This window comes from Salinivibrio sp. ML290, assembly GCF_001995695.1.
Taxonomy (GTDB): Bacteria; Pseudomonadota; Gammaproteobacteria; order Enterobacterales; family Vibrionaceae; genus Salinivibrio; species Salinivibrio siamensis.
This window is the reverse complement of the sequence record NZ_MUEY01000002.1, coordinates 90,379-107,679: the sequence shown is the minus strand read 5'-3', so window position 1 is coordinate 107,679 and position 17,301 is coordinate 90,379. Positions and strand designations below refer to the sequence as shown.

The following is a 17,301-nucleotide window of genomic DNA, read 5'->3' as shown; positions in this document are numbered from 1 at the left end:
CATGTTCATGGTTAAACTTACCCAGAAGCGTCAAAGTGTAACACGACTTATCACCCCTGTAGCCCTAGCGTTAGCGCTGGCTGCATGTAGTGCGCCGTCCACCACGCCAACCGCGCGTGATGTCATCAGTCAGCCAGCAACAGAGAACTCGACATTTTACCTGTTGCAAGCGGAAACCAGCCAAGGCGAGAAGCAAAACGACTGGTATCTACTGGCGATCAAAGCGCTGATTAACGAGCAGCAGTTTAACCAAGCGGACGTGCTATTGCAGCGCTTGTCAGAACGCCAACTCAATACCGAGCAGCGTATTGAGTGGACACTGGCTCGGGCGCGCTTTTACGCACAAACCGGCCAACTTGCCGACGCCAATCAGGTGCTGGCGCTTTCACCTGACTGGCAACTTAACGACAGTCAGTATGTCCGCTTTTACCAGCAAAAGGCCAAGATTGCCCGCCAGCAAGATCAGGTGCTCGACGCGGTAAAAAACCAGTACCAATTAGCGAATTATGCCAACGCCGATGACGCGCAGCAGGCATGGAATACCTTGTGGCAAGATTTACAGCTACTGAGTCAAAGTGAAATCAAACAGTTGCAAAGCAGCGACGATGACATTCTCGCCGGCTGGGTTGATTTACTTGATATCGCTCGCCGTTACACCGGCGATGTGGCTGAGATGCAAAACCAACTGGATGCGTATTTAGCGTCGCATCCTGCCCATCCAGCAAACCAATATCTCCCTGATAACTTGGCCGATATCCAAGCGTTGACCATCACCCAACCAACACGTGTTGGTGTGATGCTGCCATTGACCGACAAATTCTCCGAGCAAGGGGATGCGATCCGCGATGGTTTTGTCGAAGCCATGCTAGATGCTGATAGCGAGCAACGCCCTGAAGTCCGTTTTTACGACACCAACGCCCTAGACGTTAAAACGCTCACCCAACGCATTACCCATGACGGCGTTGATTTTGTGGTTGGGCCGCTGCAAAAACATAAAGTCGCCGCCGTCAGCAACGCCATTGCCGGGCAAGTGCCTTTGTTAGCACTGAATGAACCCACGGATGAAAACTATCAGCAAGGGGTATGCTATTTTACCTTGTCGCCCGAACAAGAAGCGGCGCAAGCAGCTGATCGCTTGAACCAGCAAGGGTATCAATTCCCACTGGTGCTCTATCCTGACTCTGCCTTTGGTCAGCGGATGCGTGATGCGTTCTCCGCGCGCTGGCAATCATTGACGGATACAGACGTAGAGCGCGCACCGCTGGGTGATCGTGATAAGATGCAAGCACGCATCCGTGATATTTTCGGCTTAGACGCGAGCCAGCGCCGAATCGCCCAAATGAAACAGCTCACCGATTTGCCTTTGCAATCGCAAGCGCGCAGTCGGCGTGACATTGATGCGGTTTATATGGTTGCCGGCGCCGCTGAGCTCACCTTGCTCAAGCCATTTATCGAAGTCGCTATCAACCCAGATGTCCAGCCACCCAAGCTGTACGCGAGCTCGCGCAGCAACAACCGTGCAGACGGCATGGGACAACTAGCCGAACTACAAGGCATAGAGTTTAGTGATATTCCGCTGCTGATTAGCCCGCAAAGCGCAGCGTACCAGCGTTACCAACAGCGCCACCCATCGCCGAGCAATAACACCACACGTTTACACGCGCTTGGGATGGACGCATACGGCCTACTAAAAGGGTTGCCACAGATGCAGGCACAGCCCGGTTATCAGTTTAGCGGCCAGACCGGTCAGCTCTCACTCGCTGAGCACTGTGTTATTCATCGACAACTAGACTGGGCGCGCTTTGGTAAAACAGACATCGAGCCGGTTAACCACCAAACGAGACAGGACGGGCAGTGACAGGTTCGCCGACTAGGGCGACAGGGCAAGCTTACGAAGCACAAGCTTGCCAATACCTCGTTCGTCATGGGCTCCGTGTTTTAGATAAAAACGCGCACAGTCGCCGCGGGGAAATCGATCTGGTGATGCAAGACGGCACCTGCTTGGTGTTTGTTGAGGTTCGTTTTCGCCGCGGACGTGGTTTTGGTGGCGCAGCGGCCAGTATTACCGCTGCTAAGCAAAAGCGTTTAATTCTCGCGGCAGAGCGCTGGATGCAGTGCCACGGGGTGAAAAGTACACAAACAGAATTTCGCTTTGACGCCGTCACCTTTGATGGCAGTGTTGAGGCGGTTAACTGGATTAAAAACATTGTTCAAGGGTAAGTCATGCTAGAGAGCATCAAAGAGAGCTTTACCGAAAGTATTCAAACCCAGATTGCTGCTGCCGAAGCGATCCCTGAGTATCTGTCACAATCGGCACAGGTGATGGTACAAAGCCTGCTTAACGGCAACAAAATTCTTTGCTGTGGCAATGGCGGATCCGCGGCCAACGCGCAACATTTTGCCTCTTGCCTGCTTAATCGCTTTGAAACCGAGCGTCCGAGTTTGCCAGCGTTAGCACTGACCACAGACACCACCACCTTAACGGCGGTGGCCAACGATTACAGTCATGATGAAGTGTTTTCTAAGCAAGTTCGTGCGTTGGGACAAGCTGGCGATATCTTGCTGGCGATTTCCACTAGTGGTAACAGCAAAGACATCATCAAAGCCATGGAAGCGGCCGTTACCCGTGATATGACGATTATTGCAATGACCGGCAAAGACGGGGGAGAGATGGCCGGTTTGCTCGGACAGCGCGATGTAGAAATCCGTATCCCATCACAACGCACGGCACGGATCCAGGAAGGGCACTTACTCACTGTGCATTGCTTGTGCGATCTCATCGATCAGGTGCTCTTCCCCTCTCACGGAGAATAAATCATGCGCCTGATAGTCACCTTGATGTTTGCGCTTGCCTTGCAAGCGTGTTCCACCGTGTATTCTTCCGATCCACGCACCACTGGCGAGGAGTGGCAGGACACGCAAATTGGCCTAAACACCGCTGGGATTGTCAACAAGCCACCGTTTAGGAACAAAATTCGAGCAAAAGCGGCCGCTTTTCAAGGGCAAGCGCTGTTAGTGGGACAAAGCACCGATCCGGCACTCACCGAGCAACTGGTTGAGCGCATTCGCGCGTTAGATAATGTCGACGTGGTCTATAACGAAGTGCGCGACGCACCGATGATTGGCCTTGCCGATATCAGCACCGATGGCTGGCTCACAACCCGCGTCAAAGCAGCATTCGTGGCTGATGATCAGTTGCGTTCGGTCAACATCAAGGTGATCACTGAAGCCAGAGAAGTGTTTTTAATGGGGGCAGTGACCCAAGCGCAAGCGGACAAAGCGGTGGATATCGCCCGCAATGTGCGTGGCGTTGAGCGCGTGATCAAAGCTTTCCAATATGTGGGTGACGACAACTCGCCATAAGGCGCGCCTCACACTCACGATAAACGGTCTATCTATCAGCCGGCCTCTTGTTGCCGGCTTTTTTACGCCGGGACGTTTTCTACTGCTGCGTCACTCGCACTCCCCCACTCGTTATCTTGTTTGTCGTCAACCGCGTTGCTTTCTCTTTACTCTTTTCTTTCTTTTTTATCTTCAAGAAAAAACATCAGCGCTACATCTCTTCCCTAATCACATACAAAACAGTTACAAACACTAATGATAATGGTTGTTATTAGAATTTTTGATAGTGAATCCTATTTGCGCCTGATATAGTCCCGACACAAACAAATGAGAACTATTTGCATAGGAGTATGACATGCATTTACGTTTAAACCCGCTTACCGTTGCTCTCATCACGGCAGGCACGCTAAGCCTCCCCACACACGCCCAAGACGCACAGCCCGTGGAAACGGTGACGGTCACCGCCGATAGCCTACAGGGCAAGATGGCGGTCAGTGCTGAAGAGCTAGAAGCCCGTCAGGCACGAGATCTGGAAGACATGTTTCGCGACAACGCCAGCATCAACGTCGGTGGTGGCGTAGGTGCCGGACAGAAGGTCTATCTACGGGGTGTTGAAGACACTAACCTCAACATCACCGTCGATGGTGCCGCACAAGGGGGTTACTTATTCCACCACCAAGGACGTTTAAGTATTGAGCCCGAGCTTCTCAAGCGAGTCGGGGTCGAGTCAGGTCCAGCGAGTGCCGACAGTGGCCCCGGCGCGCTGGGCGGCAGTGTACGTTTTGAAACCAAAGACGCACAAGATATGCTGCGCGCCGGCCAAACTATCGGTGCCCGACTTTCAGGTGGTCTTGAAAGTGCAGCCAATGCCACCTCTGGCAGCTCTGCCGTCTATGGTCGCTTGGGAGAGTCGCTCGGTATTCTTGCCTACATGAAAGGCCGTAATAGTGATGACTATCGCCACGGCGGCGGCGATCTGCAGCCGGCAACGGCGAGCCAACAACGTAGCTACCTAGTTAAGTTATCACTGTTAAATCACGGTGATCACGATGTCCGTGTCAGTGCCGAGCGTCGCACCGATCAGGGCGATTACTTTGTCCGTGCTCATATGCCCTACTTCAGCCGCCAGTCTCGCAGCTATCAAGAGACCGAGCGCGAAACCCTCTCTTTTCAACATCGCTGGGCACCGGATTCTGACTGGATCGAATTGACCACCAAGTTGTATCAAAACACCTTAGATCTGGATCGGATTGAAAGCGAAACCTTTAGCCGGGCCCGTCAAATCGGCGGCGATATTCGTAACCAAATGCGCTTTGATACCGGCGCGGTACAACATGCGCTCACCGCGGGTATCGATATGTTCGAGCAAAAAACCGAAAACCTCGATTACGATGAAGCCAGCGGCGCTAATAACCAAGATAAAGCGCGCAATATCGGCCTGTTTTTACAAGATAGAATGACAGTCGGCGATCTTGGCATTGCATGGGGCGCACGCTTTGACGACTACCACACCGATTATGGCCAAGCGGGTGAAGTCGATGGCAGTGAGGTTTCACCCAACGTGCAACTGAGCTATCAAGCGACGGACAACCTACGCCTCCATGCTGGCTACGGTGAAGCGGTGCGCGGTGCCAAAACGCGGGAAGTGTTGCTGATTGGCGGTGCCGTTGAAGTAGATAAAGATTTACAGCCCGAGCACGCTAAACAAGCTGAAATCGGTGTTGAGTGGCAAGGCTATGGCATGTTGACCAAGCAAGACACCCTGAATCTGGCGGTCACCGGCTTTAATACCCGCATAGAAAACTTCCAGGCGTATGATCGCCGCAGCGACCCGAATTACCTTTACAACCTCGAGGATGAGGTCACGAGCCAAGGTATCGAGGCGCGCGTGGGCTGGGCACTCAATCAATTCGATACGCAGCTTAGCTATAGCCATGTCAACATGGAAGATGAAAACGGCGATCCTCTAGGCGACGAAATGGCAATCGGCGCATCAGTCGGTAATACTTGGGTGTGGGATACGCAATATCAATTGGTCGATACGGATGTCAGCTTAGGTTATACCCTGACTGGCGTTGAGCGCTTGACCGATGTGCAAGACGGCGATCACGAGAAGCCTGGCTATGTAGTGCATGATGTACGCGCGCAGTGGCAGCCAGCGGCCTACCAAGGGCTCACGGTTTCATTAGCGGTCAACAACCTGCTCGACAAGGAATACAGCGAGCACAGCTCGTTCACCTTAAGCAGCGGCAGTAGCATGCCTGAGCCAGGACGAGACCTACGTTTAGGCATGAGCTACAGCTTCTAAGCATTGACTCTCCTATCCGTGATACACAAAGGGCCGACAGCATGTCGGCCCTTTTTAGATCCTTTTCGATGGCTCACTGCCAAGCGATAATTTGCACCTGACCAGTTACAGTTTACGCCGGAGCAGCAGTAAGGTGATCACTAAGAAAATCACACTTGGGGTAATGGCACCAATCGCTGGCGGTAATTTGTATACCAAGCTCATTGGCCCAAAGACCTCATTGGCAATATAAAAGCCAAAGCCAAAAATCACCCCAGAGAGCACGCGTGCCCCCATGGTAACGCTCCGCAGTGGGCCAAACACAAAGCTGAGCGCCAGCAACATCATGACCGCAATCGACAAGGGTTGGACGGCTTTTCGCCATAAGGCGAGTTCATAGCGTGAGGCATCTTGCTGAGAAGCTCGTAAGTAAGTCACATAACTGTACAAGCCTGATAAGGATAACTCCTCGGGTTTTACCGTCACGACCGCCAGCTTGTCTGGCGTGAGGGTGGTTTTCCACACCAGTTGATCTTGCTGCACGTTAGAAATCGCTTCGCGCTTTTGCATCCGAGTAATGGTGACGTCTTTGAGCATCCAGCTATCTTGGTTGAGATAATCGGCACTTTCAGCAAACACCACATTGGTCATGTTTTGCTGATCGTCAAACTTCCAGATGCTCACACCCGTGAGATTATCTTGCTCATCGGCACGAGCGATATAAATAAAGTCATTGCCGTCTTTCGCCCATACGCCGCGCCGTACCGACATCACATTGCCGCCTGATTTAGCGATGGCACGTAACTCACGCGCGGCTTTTTGCGCATCGGGCGCGCCCCATTGGCCCAGCACCATCACGATTAGCATCAAGGGAATCGCCGTTTTGAGCACCGACATGCCAATCTGCAGTTTAGAGATCCCCGCTGCCTGCATCACCACCAGCTCGGAGCTGGATGCCAGCATCCCCAAGCCAATCAAGGCGCCCAGCAATACGGCCATCGGGAAGAACATTTCAATATCACGCGGCATGCTCAATGCCACGTATAAAATCGCCTTGCCCATGGTGTAAGTACCATCTCCCACCGAGCGCAGCTGCTCAACAAATTTAATGATGGCTGATAATCCCACCAGTGTCGCCAAACACAAGGAGGAGGTGCCAATCAGGGTGCGACCAATATACCAATCAAGAATGCGAAACATCAGGCAGATCCTTTTACGCTAGCTTTGAGTTTTCGCACCGGTAGCGAGTCCCAACCGGCAAGCACGACGGCCAATAACAAGGCGGCGACATTAACACTCCAAAGCCCAATTTGTGCCGGGAGATCGCCGTCTTCGACCGCTGATTTAGCCGCACTGATCGACAAAAAGTACGCCAAATAAATCAAAATAGCGGGGAAGAGCTTGGCAAATCGCCCTTGACGCGGATTCACCGCCGACAATGGCACCACAATCATGGTCATCAATGGAATACACAGTACCAAGGAAATACGCCACTGTAGCTCAGCGCGTGCTTTCAAGCTCGACTCACCAAACAGCTGCAAGGTAGGCACCGCGTCCCAATCGCGGCTTTTCTCGCGCACCTCGCGTTGACCAATTAAGACCTGATAGTTCTCGTAGGTGGTCACGCCATAGTTAAGCTGGGTCGGCAGCCCCTCAGTGCGGGTGCCATCGACCAAGTCCAGTACTTGGCGGCCATCGTCGAGCTCAGAAACATAGCCTTTATCCGCCACCACCACGTTGGGCAACAAGGAGTCACGCGGCACGGGCTGGGCAACAAATACCTGATTCAGGGTTTGACCATCATCTTCAATATTATCAACAAAAATCACCGCCTCGCCCGAGGGGGCGCTTTGAAACTGTCCTTGCACCAGCAACTCAAGCCCTGATTTAGCTTCCAGCTGCTCCATGACTTCTAACTCTTGGTTATTGGCCCACGGTGTTAGCCAGAGTGCGTTAAAAGCGGCCACCGAGCCAGTAATGATGGCCAAGTAAAGCGCCGCGCGGATCAGAAACTCATTGCCGATCCCGGTGGCATTCATCACGGTGATCTCACTCTCAGCATACAGACGACCAAAAGTGATCAAGATCCCGATATACAAACTGAGCGGCAACATCAACATGGCCATGGACGGCATGTACAAACCCACTAAGGTAATAATTTGATCACTGGGGATCGATCCTTCTGTGGCATTGGCCAGCACACGGATGAACTTTTGGCTGAAAAAGACCAGAAATAACACAAATAAGACTGCAACTTGCGTCTTAACCGTCTCCCGGATCAAATATCGAACAATTATCAAAGCGAAGGCACCTATGGAAAACTTGTTTTTTTACTCGAATAACTATAGTTTCTGGTTTAATTAGTTGTTTTCTAATCTTTCGGCCATTTGTTGACCGCCGGCTAATCCGGGCGCATCTAGAGCGTTCAACAACATAGAGGCGGCATTATCCAACATTTGGTCTCAATTGTCTTTAGGATCTAGGAGTACAAATGGAGTTCAGTGTAAAGAGCGGTAGCCCCGAAAAGCAACGCAGTGCCTGTATTGTCGTCGGTGTGTTTGAGCCTCGCCGCCTCTCCCCAGTGGCCGAGCAGCTTGATAAAATCAGCGACGGCTACATCAGTGCCCTGCTGCGCCGCGGTGATCTGGAAGGTAAACCCGGCCAGGTGCTCCTGCTGCACCATGTCCCGAATGTCCTATCAGAGCGCGTATTGTTGGTCGGCTGCGGCAAAGAGCGTGAGCTCGGTGAACGTCAGTATAAAGAAATTATCAAGAAAACCATCAGCACCCTCAATGAAACCGGTTCAATGGAAGCGGTCTGCTTCTTAACCGAGCTGCATGTTAAAGGCCGTGACACTTATTGGAAGGTGCGCCAAGCGGTTGAAAGCACCAGAGACAGCCTGTACACCTTTAACCAATTCAAAAGCGTGAAGCCAGAAATTCGCCGCCCACTGCGCAAAATGGTGTTCAATGTGCCAACGCGTCGTGAGCTGAACCTGGGTGAGCGCGCCATCGCGCACGGTTTGGCGGTTGCCTCTGGTGTTAACGCCTGTAAAGACTTGGGTAACATGCCACCAAACGTGGCCAACCCGGCATACCTTGCCTCGCAAGCGCGTCGCCTTGCCGACGATTATGAAACGGTCACAACCCGTATCATCGGCGAGCAAGAAATGGAAAAACTGGGCATGCATTCGTACTTGGCGGTTGGCCGAGGCTCAAAAAATGAGTCGATGATGTCGATCATGGAGTACAAAAATAACCCTGACCCAGACGCCAAACCGATTGTATTGGTGGGTAAAGGTCTAACCTTTGACTCGGGCGGCATTTCCATCAAGCCTGGCGCCAACATGGACGAAATGAAGTACGACATGGGTGGCGCTGCCTCCGTGTTTGGGGTAATGCGCGCGCTGGCCGAGCTCAACCTACCGATTAACGTTGTTGGGGTGCTGGCAGGCTGCGAAAACATGCCAGACGGCCAAGCCTATCGCCCGGGTGATATTCTCACCACCATGTCAGGCCAGACAGTAGAAGTGCTCAATACCGACGCCGAAGGCCGCTTGGTACTGTGTGACGCCCTCACCTATGTCGAGCGTTATGAGCCAGAGTGTGTGATCGATGTGGCGACCTTAACGGGCGCGTGCATCATGGCCTTGAGCCACCACATCAGCGCCTTGATTGCCAACCAAAACCCATTGGCGCACGATATTATTAACGCCTCAGAGCAAGCCGGTGACCGAGCGTGGCGTCTGCCAATGACTGACGAGTTCCAAGAGCAGCTCGACAGCCCGTTTGCCGATATGGCCAACATTGGCGGTAAAGGTGGCGGCACCATCACCGCCGGGTGCTTCTTGTCACGCTTTGCCAAGAAATACAACTGGGCGCACCTGGATATCGCGGGTACCGCATGGAAAAGCGGCGGTAAAGAAAAAGGCTCAACCGGCCGCCCCGTGCCATTGTTGGTGCAATTCCTACTTAACCGCTCTGGCCTAGAAGTGGAAGAGTAACGAACACAAGGAGGCCAACCGGCCTCCTTTTTTTGTTCACGCTTTATTCAATACTGGTGTCAGTGCGCACAATCGGCTATGTTGTTGGGCTCGCGCTACCCGGACACCCTGCTTTTGGGACGGAGGCCGTTTCTCATATTTAGGAGCGTATATGCCCACCGCCACCTTTTATTTGCTATCGCCGACTGATTCAGCCGACGATACCGAACGCCCGGGGCTAACACCCGAACAGCAAGCGCGTGAAAGCAAAGACAGTGACACGCAACAACGTGACACACAAATCATAGTAGCAACCGCTATCGAACTGGCTTTTTACTACTATCAACAAGGGCAACGCATTTACCTGGCCGCGCACGACCAAGCCCAAGCGCATCAACTCGATGATCTACTGTGGCAACGTGACCCGGATGTATTTTTGCCCCATAACTTGGTCGGTGAAGGGCCGCGAGGCGGCGCACCGGTGGAAATCGGCTGGCCTGGCGTACGTCATACGGGTCATCGCAGCGTGCTTATCAATTTGGCGACAGAGCCATCAAATTTTGCGCCTTCGTTTGCACAAGTGGTAGACTTCGTCCCTTGCGATGAGACGCTCAAACAGCACGCGCGTCACCGATATAAAGCATACCGACTGGCAGGCCTGCAACTTCATACCCTGGCCATCGACCAATCGCCCAAACCTTGACGATCTTTCAAGAGCGCTATGGAAAAGACATATAATCCACAATCAATCGAAAAAGCGCTGTATCAGCGCTGGGAAGAGGCGGGCTATTTCCGACCTCATGGTGATACCAGCAAAGATGCATTCAGCATCATGATCCCGCCTCCAAACGTGACCGGTAGCCTGCATATGGGCCACGCGTTCCAGGATACCATTATGGATACCCTGACCCGTGCCGCACGGATGAAGGGCAAAAATACCCTATGGCAAGTGGGAACGGACCACGCCGGTATCGCGACGCAGATGGTCGTGGAGCGCAAGATCGCCGCCGAAGAAGGCAAAACCAAACACGATTACGGTCGTGAGGCCTTTGTTGACAAAATTTGGCAATGGAAAGGCGAATCTGGTGGCACCATTACTCAACAATTGCGCCGCTTAGGGGCCTCTGTCGACTGGGATCGCGAACGCTTCACCATGGATGAAGGCTTTTCCAATGCCGTCAAAGAAGTGTTTGTTCGCCTGCACCAAGAAGACTTGATTTACCGCGGTAAACGCCTGGTGAATTGGGATCCTAAGCTGCACACGGCCATTTCTGACTTGGAAGTGGAAAACAAAGATAAGAAAGGCCACATGTGGCATTTCCGTTATCCACTTGCTGATGGCGCCCAAACCGCCGAAGGCAAAGACTACATCGTGGTGGCCACCACCCGTCCAGAAACCATGCTGGGCGATACCGGTGTTGCGGTCAACCCAGAAGATCCGCGCTATAAAGACCTGATTGGCAAGCACGTATTGCTGCCTGTGGTCAATCGTCGCATCCCAATTGTGGGCGATGAGCACGCCGACATGGAAAAAGGCACCGGCTGTGTGAAGATCACCCCTGCGCACGACTTTAACGACTACGAAGTCGGCCAGCGCCACCAGCTACCGATGATCAACATCCTGACCTTGAACGCCGACATTCGCGATCAGGCTGAAGTGTTTGACCATAAAGGCCAGCCAAGTGATGCTTTCGATAGTGCCCTGCCAGAAAACTACCAAGGCCTGGAGCGTTTTGCCGCACGTAAAGCGATCGTGGCCGAATTTGATGCGCTGGGCTTATTGGATGAAATTAAAGATCACGATCTGACCGTGCCGTATGGCGATCGCGGCGGCGTAGTGATTGAGCCAATGCTGACCGATCAGTGGTATGTGCGCACCGCGCCATTAGCAGAGCCGGCGGTAAAAGCTGTTGAAGACGGCGATATCCAATTTGTGCCTAAGCAGTACGAGAACATGTACTTCGCGTGGATGCGTGATGTGCAAGATTGGTGTATTTCACGTCAGCTTTGGTGGGGTCACCGCATTCCTGCGTGGTACGACGATCAAGGCAATGTCTATGTGGGCCGTGACGAAGACGAAGTGCGTCGCGATAACCAGATTGGCGACGACGTCGCGCTGCGCCAAGACGAAGACGTGTTGGATACTTGGTTCTCCTCCGCGCTTTGGACGTTCGGTACGCTAGGCTGGCCAGAAAACACCGATGCACTGAAAACCTTCCACCCCACCGATGTGTTGGTGTCAGGTTTTGATATCATTTTCTTCTGGGTGGCGCGCATGATCATGATGACCATGCACTTCATCAAGGATGAAAACGGCAAGCCACAAGTGCCGTTTAAGACCATTTACATGACCGGTCTTATCCGCGATGAAAGTGGCGCCAAGATGTCAAAATCCAAGGGTAACGTACTCGACCCGCTCGATATGATTGACGGCATCAGTGTTGATGACTTGGTTGCCAAGCGCACCGGCAACATGATGCAGCCGAAGCTGGCAGAAAAGATTGAAAAGGCGACCCGTAAAACCTTCGAGAATGGCATCGAGGCCCACGGCACCGACGCACTGCGCTTTACCCTCGCGGCATTGGCCTCAACCGGTCGTGACATCAACTGGGATATGAAGCGCCTTGAAGGGTATCGCAACTTCTGTAACAAGCTGTGGAACGCCAGCCGTTACGTGCTGATGAACACCGAAGAGCAAGATTGCGGCATGAGCGGCGGCGAGATGCAATTCTCATTGGCCGATCAGTGGATCGAGTCTCAGTTCCAGCAAGCGGCGAAAGACTTCAATACTCACCTCGACAACTATCGTCTCGATATGGCGGCCGGTGTCTTGTATGAGTTTATCTGGCACCAGTTCTGTGACTGGTACTTAGAGCTCACCAAGCCCGTACTGTGGAAAGGTGACGACGCACAGCAACGTGCGACCCGTTACACCCTGATCACCGTCTTGGAAAAAACCTTGCGTCTAGCGCACCCTGTGATCCCATACATCACGGAAGCGATTTGGCAGAGCGTCAAACCACTGGTTGACGGTGTCGACGGCGACACCATTATGAACCAGCCGTTGCCGCAATTTGATGCCAGCCGTGTTAACGCGCAAGCCTCAGAAGACATTGAGTGGGTGAAGCAGTTTATTGTCAGCATCCGTAACCTGCGCGCAGAATACGACATTGCGCCAAGCCAGCCGCTTGAAGTGATGCTAAAAGCCGCGGATAGCCGTGATGCTGAGCGTGCCACCCGCAACCGCACCACCTTGAATGCCTTGGCAAAACTCGGCAACTTCACCGTGCTTGACGGTAGCGAAACCTTGCCTGCGTGTGCCTCTGCGTTGGTCGGCAGCTCGGAGATCTTGATCCCGATGGCGGGCTTGATTGATAAAGACGCCGAGTTAGCACGTCTGGATAAAGAAATCGCCAGAGTCGAAGGTGAAATCAAGCGTGTTGAAGGCAAGCTGGGCAACGAAAGTTTCGTCGCCAAAGCACCTGAAGCCGTGGTGGCGAAAGAGCGTGAAAAGCTCGACGGCTACCGTGAGAGCCTCACCAAGCTTGGCGAGCAAAAAGCGACGATCGCCGCGCTATAATCGTCGGCTCACTCAGCCTATCAAGCCACACCGCTCGGTGTGGCTTTTTTATATCCCACCTCAGCGCAACCTTGGCTTGGTCAGCTTTTAATCGCTTGTTATCCCTAGCACTGATCGCCGTTGATAGCTCTGCTCTATGTAAAAGATAGTGAGAACCGTTTTTATTTATCGACACAGACACGACATACTGTCAGTGTTGATTAAACGCGTGTTGCCAATAAGGATCTACAACATGAAGAAGACACTCAGTTTTGCGGCTATCCACTTTTCTATCGCCTTTACCGTGGCCTATGTGCTAACCGGCGATATCATCATTGGCAGCCTGATTGCGATGACCGAGCCCACTGTCAATACTGGCGCGTTTTATCTTCATGAAAAACTCTGGCAGCTTAGCCGCCAAGCGCGCCCAGCGGTCAAAACGGCCAGCTTTGCGGTGATACACTTTAACGTTGCCTTTTTGGTGGGCTATTTAATCAGTGGCGATTGGCTAGTCGGTGGCGCACTGGCGCTGGTTGAGCCGAGCATCAACACCTTGGCGTACTTCTTCCATGAAAAGGTTTGGCAGCGTCGCCATGCGGTAAAACCGGCACCGCTTCACTTGGGGCATCATCATTAAAAAACCACCGGCACGCTGAAGGTGCCGATGGTTTTTTATTGTTTACGCTTGCTCACGAGCATTTAACGCGCGTTTTCAATCGCCTCAATCCGCGCTTTCATGCCAGGGTGCGTACTTAACCACTCTAGCTGTTTACCCGTATTATTTGCCTCACCGAGCCGCTCAAACATCACCTTCATCGCATTCGCATTCCCATAGATAGCCGTCATATGTTGCTGGGCATACGCATCGGCTTCTCGCTCATCGTCGCGTGAGTAGCCTTGCGTCAGCAAAAACACGCCACCTCCCAATAAGTTGTCAGCTAACCCCGTGCTTTCACCGGTTAGCAAGGCAACGGTGGTCGAGATCAGGGCGGCACGCACCAGGGACTTCAGCGAGTGTTGGTATGCCAAATGCCCCACCTCGTGCAACAAGATGCTATTCAGTTGTGCGGGGGTATCCGCTAACGCGACAAGCGCATCGGTCACAATAATAGTGCCATCAGAGAGTGCTAACGCATTCGCAGTGCCTTCCCACTGCCGAAACTCGAGCCTTGGCTCAACAGGAAGCGTCGGCAACTGTCCGACCAAAGCGTCAAACTGTTGCTGCACCTGCACTTGCGTTGCCTGACTCAACTCAGTCGGCGCTAGCATATGCTCATCCAAGGTCTCCTGAGTTTGCTGACCAATCTGGCGGGAGACCTCATCAGGCACCCAGGGCACCAAGCTACGACTCAGAGCAGGCAAACCATGGCTAAACAGCAGCACCACCAATAACACGACCACCAGCAAGCTTGCCAGAATCGCTAACTTGTGCTGCTCCAACCAATGCAACCACTTTCCGCGCCGCGAAGGTCCAAGCGCAGTGGCCAGAGACTGACTCTCATCAGGGATGAATGTTTGCCCGTCAGGAAAGGTCAGTACCAATGGCAGATTCCCCACCGGTACCGACACATCCATGTCTACAAGTGGCCAAGTATGTTCACCCTGCTCAGTGGTGACATACACATGGCGATCAGCCAGCGTTAGCTCAGCATCGAGCTTTGTCGCACTGTGGGGAGGGTGATAGATGCCTCGCCAACTCATCCAATACCTACACCTAAATCAAAGGCATTAGCCACCTCGTCAGCCACGGCATTGTTATTGGTCACCGCCTCGCCTTCAGCGTGCAGCTGAGACAAATCACCGATAACAAAGGTCACATTGGCAAGATAGGCCGCAGTGCGCACTTTTACCCATGGTGTGGCAATACCAATGGTGACAATCAGCAACGCCAAGTTCGTCATCAGTAAGTACAAAAGCCCCCCCACTGTCATGCGAGACGCCAATTGATAGGCAGGGCTATCGCCGATTTCGACTTGACCAAAGAGATAGTTGCGGATCCTAGTACGAATAAAAGCGTTAATAATGATGACCGTCAGCGCTAAGAATAGGTAGGCGCCGATGATTAACAACTGGAAGCTGCCGCTGCTTGGCGATGTGAAGGCACTGACATCGGTTCCCATCACAATGGCCACTGCGATCCCAGCCACCGCCGAAAGGCCAAACCAAATAAGGCCGGCTTGCAGATAGGTTTTGGCAAATATTTTCCAGCTTACCTCAGCCTTAAATTTTTGATTTCCATAGGTAGAGTGATTGAGGTAATAACGTGCTACTTGCGAGGCAATCCATGCATAAGACAAAAAGCCAACCACAATGGCAAGTAAAAGGAGTGTGATGCCTAAGCCAAAATGGCCACCAGTCAGTTGCGAGCCGCCAAAGAACGACACCACGCCTATGCTGAGGTAGCACAATACCGGCAGCCCCAAGAAAACCAGGTACGCGGTTGACAGTTTGCCCGTAAAGTCGAACCGAACATTACGGTAGCTGGTCATTCTGGCATCAAAGCGCATATTGTTGCGAATTAACCAGGGCATCAAGGCTACCCCTATCGCTAGCAAAGCCAGTGATGCAATGGGGAAAAGCTGATTAGCAATCACCCAAACCAATACACACACCGCTGCGATAATCCGGCCAATCAAAATTTGTTTAGGTAAGGCGTGATAGCCAAAACGATCGCCCGCAATGTCTGTATTACCGTAAAAATATTGATTGGTTCGTACTTTTGCCCATGCCGAGTAAATCCCCAAAGTCACACAAGACAACAATATATTTACAATCCATATGCCGAAGAACTCTTTTCCCTGACCATGAAATTTAACCTGATTTTCCATTCACTTATCTCTTAATCAATAATAAATGCTAATTAACATTACAACGTCCAAAAAACCGGCAGGAATTATGGCACAAGCTTGAGTTTTTTGGTTAAAAAAATAGACAGAAATACAACCAATATCCCGCAACGGGGGGAGAACAAGAGAGCACTGAAAAAATAACACAAGGCAATCTTAAGAATGAGGCGGAATAATAAAAGACGACCATAAACGCATCTTGCTGCGGCGGCACTCAGTTGTGAAAAGCCATCTGGTGAGGTAATTTATTGATACATATATAATTCGGAGTGTATTCATGGCCCAGGATAGGCCCCAAGACTTACACGAGCCAAGCTCACACGCACCTTTAACCGTGCGTGTAATGACACCAAACGATAACCCTGCGATTGCCGATGTGATTCGTCGCGTCTCTGCCGAGCATGGTCTCAGTGCCGATGCCGGGTTTAGCGTCGCTGATCCCACCCTTGACTGCCTTAGCGAGCAATATACGCACCCGCAAGCGGCCTATTGGGTGATTGAAGCCGATGGGGAGATCCTCGGCGGTGGCGGTATTGCCCCTTTGCCTGGACACGATAGCGTATGCGAGCTGCAAAAAATGTATTTTTTGCCAGCACTGCGAGGCAAAGGGATGGCGAAACAATTAGCGATTCAGGCGATGGAAACAGCGCGTGCATGGGGCTATCAACGCTGTTATCTCGAGACCACCGCCAACCTCACCGCCGCCATTGCCTTGTATCAATCACTCGGCTTTACCCCGTGTGCGCGCATGGGCAACACCGGTCACGATAGCTGTGAAGTCACCATGATAAAGACGCTCTAACCCCACTAGGCACAAAAAAAGCCACGTTAACGTGGCTTTAATCAGTATGTTTTATTCGGCGATCGCGCGTTACTCGCTCTCGGGAGCGTCGTCTTCATCCGATTCGAAGTAAGTGCCCCAGCCGTCGTAATCAATGTTGTGCTTATCAGCTAACGCCACCAACTTTTCAACTTGCTCATCAATGCGCTCAGCATTCAAGGCCGTTTCCATCACTGCATCAAAGCAAACAATAGTGCCGCCCTCTTCCAGCTCAAGCTCTTCAGCCTCGGCCACTTCAAAGCCCATTTTAAAGGCTTCTACCGCCGCATCTTCCAGCGCTTCAAAGGTATCGGCACACAGATGGTGCTCAATGGTATACAGCGCATCAGGATCACTGCCATCGGCGAGAAGCTCCTCGATGATCATCCGCGTTTCTTGGTGTTGTTGTTCGATAAGTTCAGCCTGTGACATAGACGCGACTCCAGAAAATGAATACGGGCGCAA

15 protein-coding genes are annotated in these 17,301 nt (G+C 52.3%); 10 read left to right on the top strand and 5 right to left on the bottom strand.

From position 1 onward, the window contains the following. Positions 1-7 precede the first annotated feature (7 nt). From BZG23_RS02660 to BZG23_RS02640, 5 genes are all read left to right on the top strand, one after another. Positions 8-1,858 (top strand): penicillin-binding protein activator, encoded by a 1,851-nt coding sequence (locus BZG23_RS02660; protein ID WP_241837172.1) that lies wholly within the window; start codon positions 8-10, stop codon positions 1,856-1,858. Then, on the top strand, positions 1,855-2,220 hold the full coding sequence (locus BZG23_RS02655; RefSeq protein ID WP_077606073.1) for a YraN family protein: 366 nt from the start codon (positions 1,855-1,857) through the stop codon (positions 2,218-2,220). Before BZG23_RS02660 ends, BZG23_RS02655 begins: the two co-directional genes overlap by 4 nt. Positions 2,221-2,223: 3 nt before the next feature. Then, complete coding sequence (locus tag BZG23_RS02650) at positions 2,224-2,814, top strand: phosphoheptose isomerase (RefSeq protein ID WP_046073955.1); 591 nt, start codon at positions 2,224-2,226, stop codon at positions 2,812-2,814. A 3-nt stretch (positions 2,815-2,817) separates the two neighbouring features. Continuing rightward, the gene (locus BZG23_RS02645) at positions 2,818-3,363 is read left to right on the top strand and encodes a BON domain-containing protein (protein WP_046073954.1); all 546 of its coding nucleotides are present in this window, start codon (positions 2,818-2,820) and stop codon (positions 3,361-3,363) included. A gap of 334 nt (positions 3,364-3,697) precedes the next feature. Next, positions 3,698-5,650 (top strand): TonB-dependent receptor domain-containing protein, encoded by a 1,953-nt coding sequence (locus BZG23_RS02640; RefSeq protein WP_077606072.1) that lies wholly within the window; start codon positions 3,698-3,700, stop codon positions 5,648-5,650. A 105-nt stretch (positions 5,651-5,755) separates the two neighbouring features. Here BZG23_RS02640 and lptG read toward each other — a convergent pair whose 3' ends face one another. Both lptG and lptF read right to left on the bottom strand, forming a co-directional pair. Next, positions 5,756-6,829, bottom strand: a complete 1,074-nt coding sequence (gene lptG, locus BZG23_RS02635; protein ID WP_046073953.1) for an LPS export ABC transporter permease LptG — start codon at positions 6,827-6,829, stop codon at positions 5,756-5,758. After that, complete coding sequence (gene lptF / locus BZG23_RS02630) at positions 6,829-7,929, bottom strand: LPS export ABC transporter permease LptF (RefSeq protein ID WP_046073952.1); 1,101 nt, start codon at positions 7,927-7,929, stop codon at positions 6,829-6,831. The genes lptG and lptF overlap by 1 nt, the downstream gene beginning before the upstream one ends. Before the next feature lie 191 nt (positions 7,930-8,120). Between lptF and pepA the strand changes: the two genes are divergently transcribed. From pepA to BZG23_RS02610, 4 genes are all read left to right on the top strand, one after another. Then, positions 8,121-9,632, top strand: a complete 1,512-nt coding sequence (gene pepA, locus BZG23_RS02625; RefSeq protein ID WP_077606071.1) for a leucyl aminopeptidase — start codon at positions 8,121-8,123, stop codon at positions 9,630-9,632. 151 nt (positions 9,633-9,783) lie between these two features. Continuing rightward, positions 9,784-10,314, top strand: a complete 531-nt coding sequence (locus BZG23_RS02620) for a DNA polymerase III subunit chi (RefSeq protein WP_077606070.1) — start codon at positions 9,784-9,786, stop codon at positions 10,312-10,314. Positions 10,315-10,332: 18 nt separating this feature from the next. After that, positions 10,333-13,191, top strand: coding sequence for a valine--tRNA ligase (locus BZG23_RS02615; RefSeq protein ID WP_077606069.1), 2,859 nt, complete (start codon positions 10,333-10,335; stop codon positions 13,189-13,191). 232 nt (positions 13,192-13,423) lie between these two features. Further along, positions 13,424-13,807 (top strand): DUF2061 domain-containing protein, encoded by a 384-nt coding sequence (locus BZG23_RS02610; protein WP_077606068.1) that lies wholly within the window; start codon positions 13,424-13,426, stop codon positions 13,805-13,807. Between the two features lie 62 nt (positions 13,808-13,869). On the opposite strand, the gene BZG23_RS02605 is transcribed toward BZG23_RS02610, so the two are convergent. Next, complete coding sequence (locus BZG23_RS02605; protein WP_077606067.1) at positions 13,870-14,871, bottom strand: M48 family metallopeptidase; 1,002 nt, start codon at positions 14,869-14,871, stop codon at positions 13,870-13,872. Then, positions 14,868-15,998, bottom strand: a complete 1,131-nt coding sequence (locus tag BZG23_RS02600; RefSeq protein WP_077606066.1) for a YjgN family protein — start codon at positions 15,996-15,998, stop codon at positions 14,868-14,870. Before BZG23_RS02600 ends, BZG23_RS02605 begins: the two co-directional genes overlap by 4 nt. A gap of 295 nt (positions 15,999-16,293) precedes the next feature. Here BZG23_RS02600 and BZG23_RS02595 point away from each other — a divergent pair, with 295 nt between their 5' ends. Continuing rightward, positions 16,294-16,818: a GNAT family N-acetyltransferase gene (locus BZG23_RS02595; protein WP_077578683.1), complete on the top strand. Its 525-nt coding sequence runs from the start codon at positions 16,294-16,296 to the stop codon at positions 16,816-16,818. Positions 16,819-16,887: 69 nt separating this feature from the next. Here BZG23_RS02595 and rraB read toward each other — a convergent pair whose 3' ends face one another. After that, the gene (gene rraB / locus BZG23_RS02590; protein ID WP_077578682.1) at positions 16,888-17,268 is read right to left on the bottom strand and encodes a ribonuclease E inhibitor RraB; all 381 of its coding nucleotides are present in this window, start codon (positions 17,266-17,268) and stop codon (positions 16,888-16,890) included. Positions 17,269-17,301: the final 33 nt, after the last annotated feature.

Bases quoted from the DNA above. Each gene is read 5' to 3' on its own strand.
- BZG23_RS02645 (WP_046073954.1), top strand. From the start codon at position 2,818: ATGCGCCTGATAGTCACCTTGATGTTTGCGCTTGCCTTGCAAGCGTGT.
- BZG23_RS02600 (WP_077606066.1), bottom strand. From the start codon at position 15,998: ATGGAAAATCAGGTTAAATTTCATGGTCAGGGAAAAGAGTTCTTCGGC.
- BZG23_RS02640 (WP_077606072.1), top strand. From the start codon at position 3,698: ATGCATTTACGTTTAAACCCGCTTACCGTTGCTCTCATCACGGCAGGC.
- BZG23_RS02595 (WP_077578683.1), top strand. From the start codon at position 16,294: ATGGCCCAGGATAGGCCCCAAGACTTACACGAGCCAAGCTCACACGCA.
- BZG23_RS02605 (WP_077606067.1), bottom strand. From the start codon at position 14,871: ATGAGTTGGCGAGGCATCTATCACCCTCCCCACAGTGCGACAAAGCTC.
- pepA (WP_077606071.1), top strand. From the start codon at position 8,121: ATGGAGTTCAGTGTAAAGAGCGGTAGCCCCGAAAAGCAACGCAGTGCC.
- rraB (WP_077578682.1), bottom strand. From the start codon at position 17,268: ATGTCACAGGCTGAACTTATCGAACAACAACACCAAGAAACGCGGATG.
- lptG (WP_046073953.1), bottom strand. From the start codon at position 6,829: ATGTTTCGCATTCTTGATTGGTATATTGGTCGCACCCTGATTGGCACC.
- BZG23_RS02660 (WP_241837172.1), top strand. From the start codon at position 8: ATGGTTAAACTTACCCAGAAGCGTCAAAGTGTAACACGACTTATCACC.
- BZG23_RS02615 (WP_077606069.1), top strand. From the start codon at position 10,333: ATGGAAAAGACATATAATCCACAATCAATCGAAAAAGCGCTGTATCAG.
- BZG23_RS02650 (WP_046073955.1), top strand. From the start codon at position 2,224: ATGCTAGAGAGCATCAAAGAGAGCTTTACCGAAAGTATTCAAACCCAG.
- BZG23_RS02620 (WP_077606070.1), top strand. From the start codon at position 9,784: ATGCCCACCGCCACCTTTTATTTGCTATCGCCGACTGATTCAGCCGAC.
- BZG23_RS02610 (WP_077606068.1), top strand. From the start codon at position 13,424: ATGAAGAAGACACTCAGTTTTGCGGCTATCCACTTTTCTATCGCCTTT.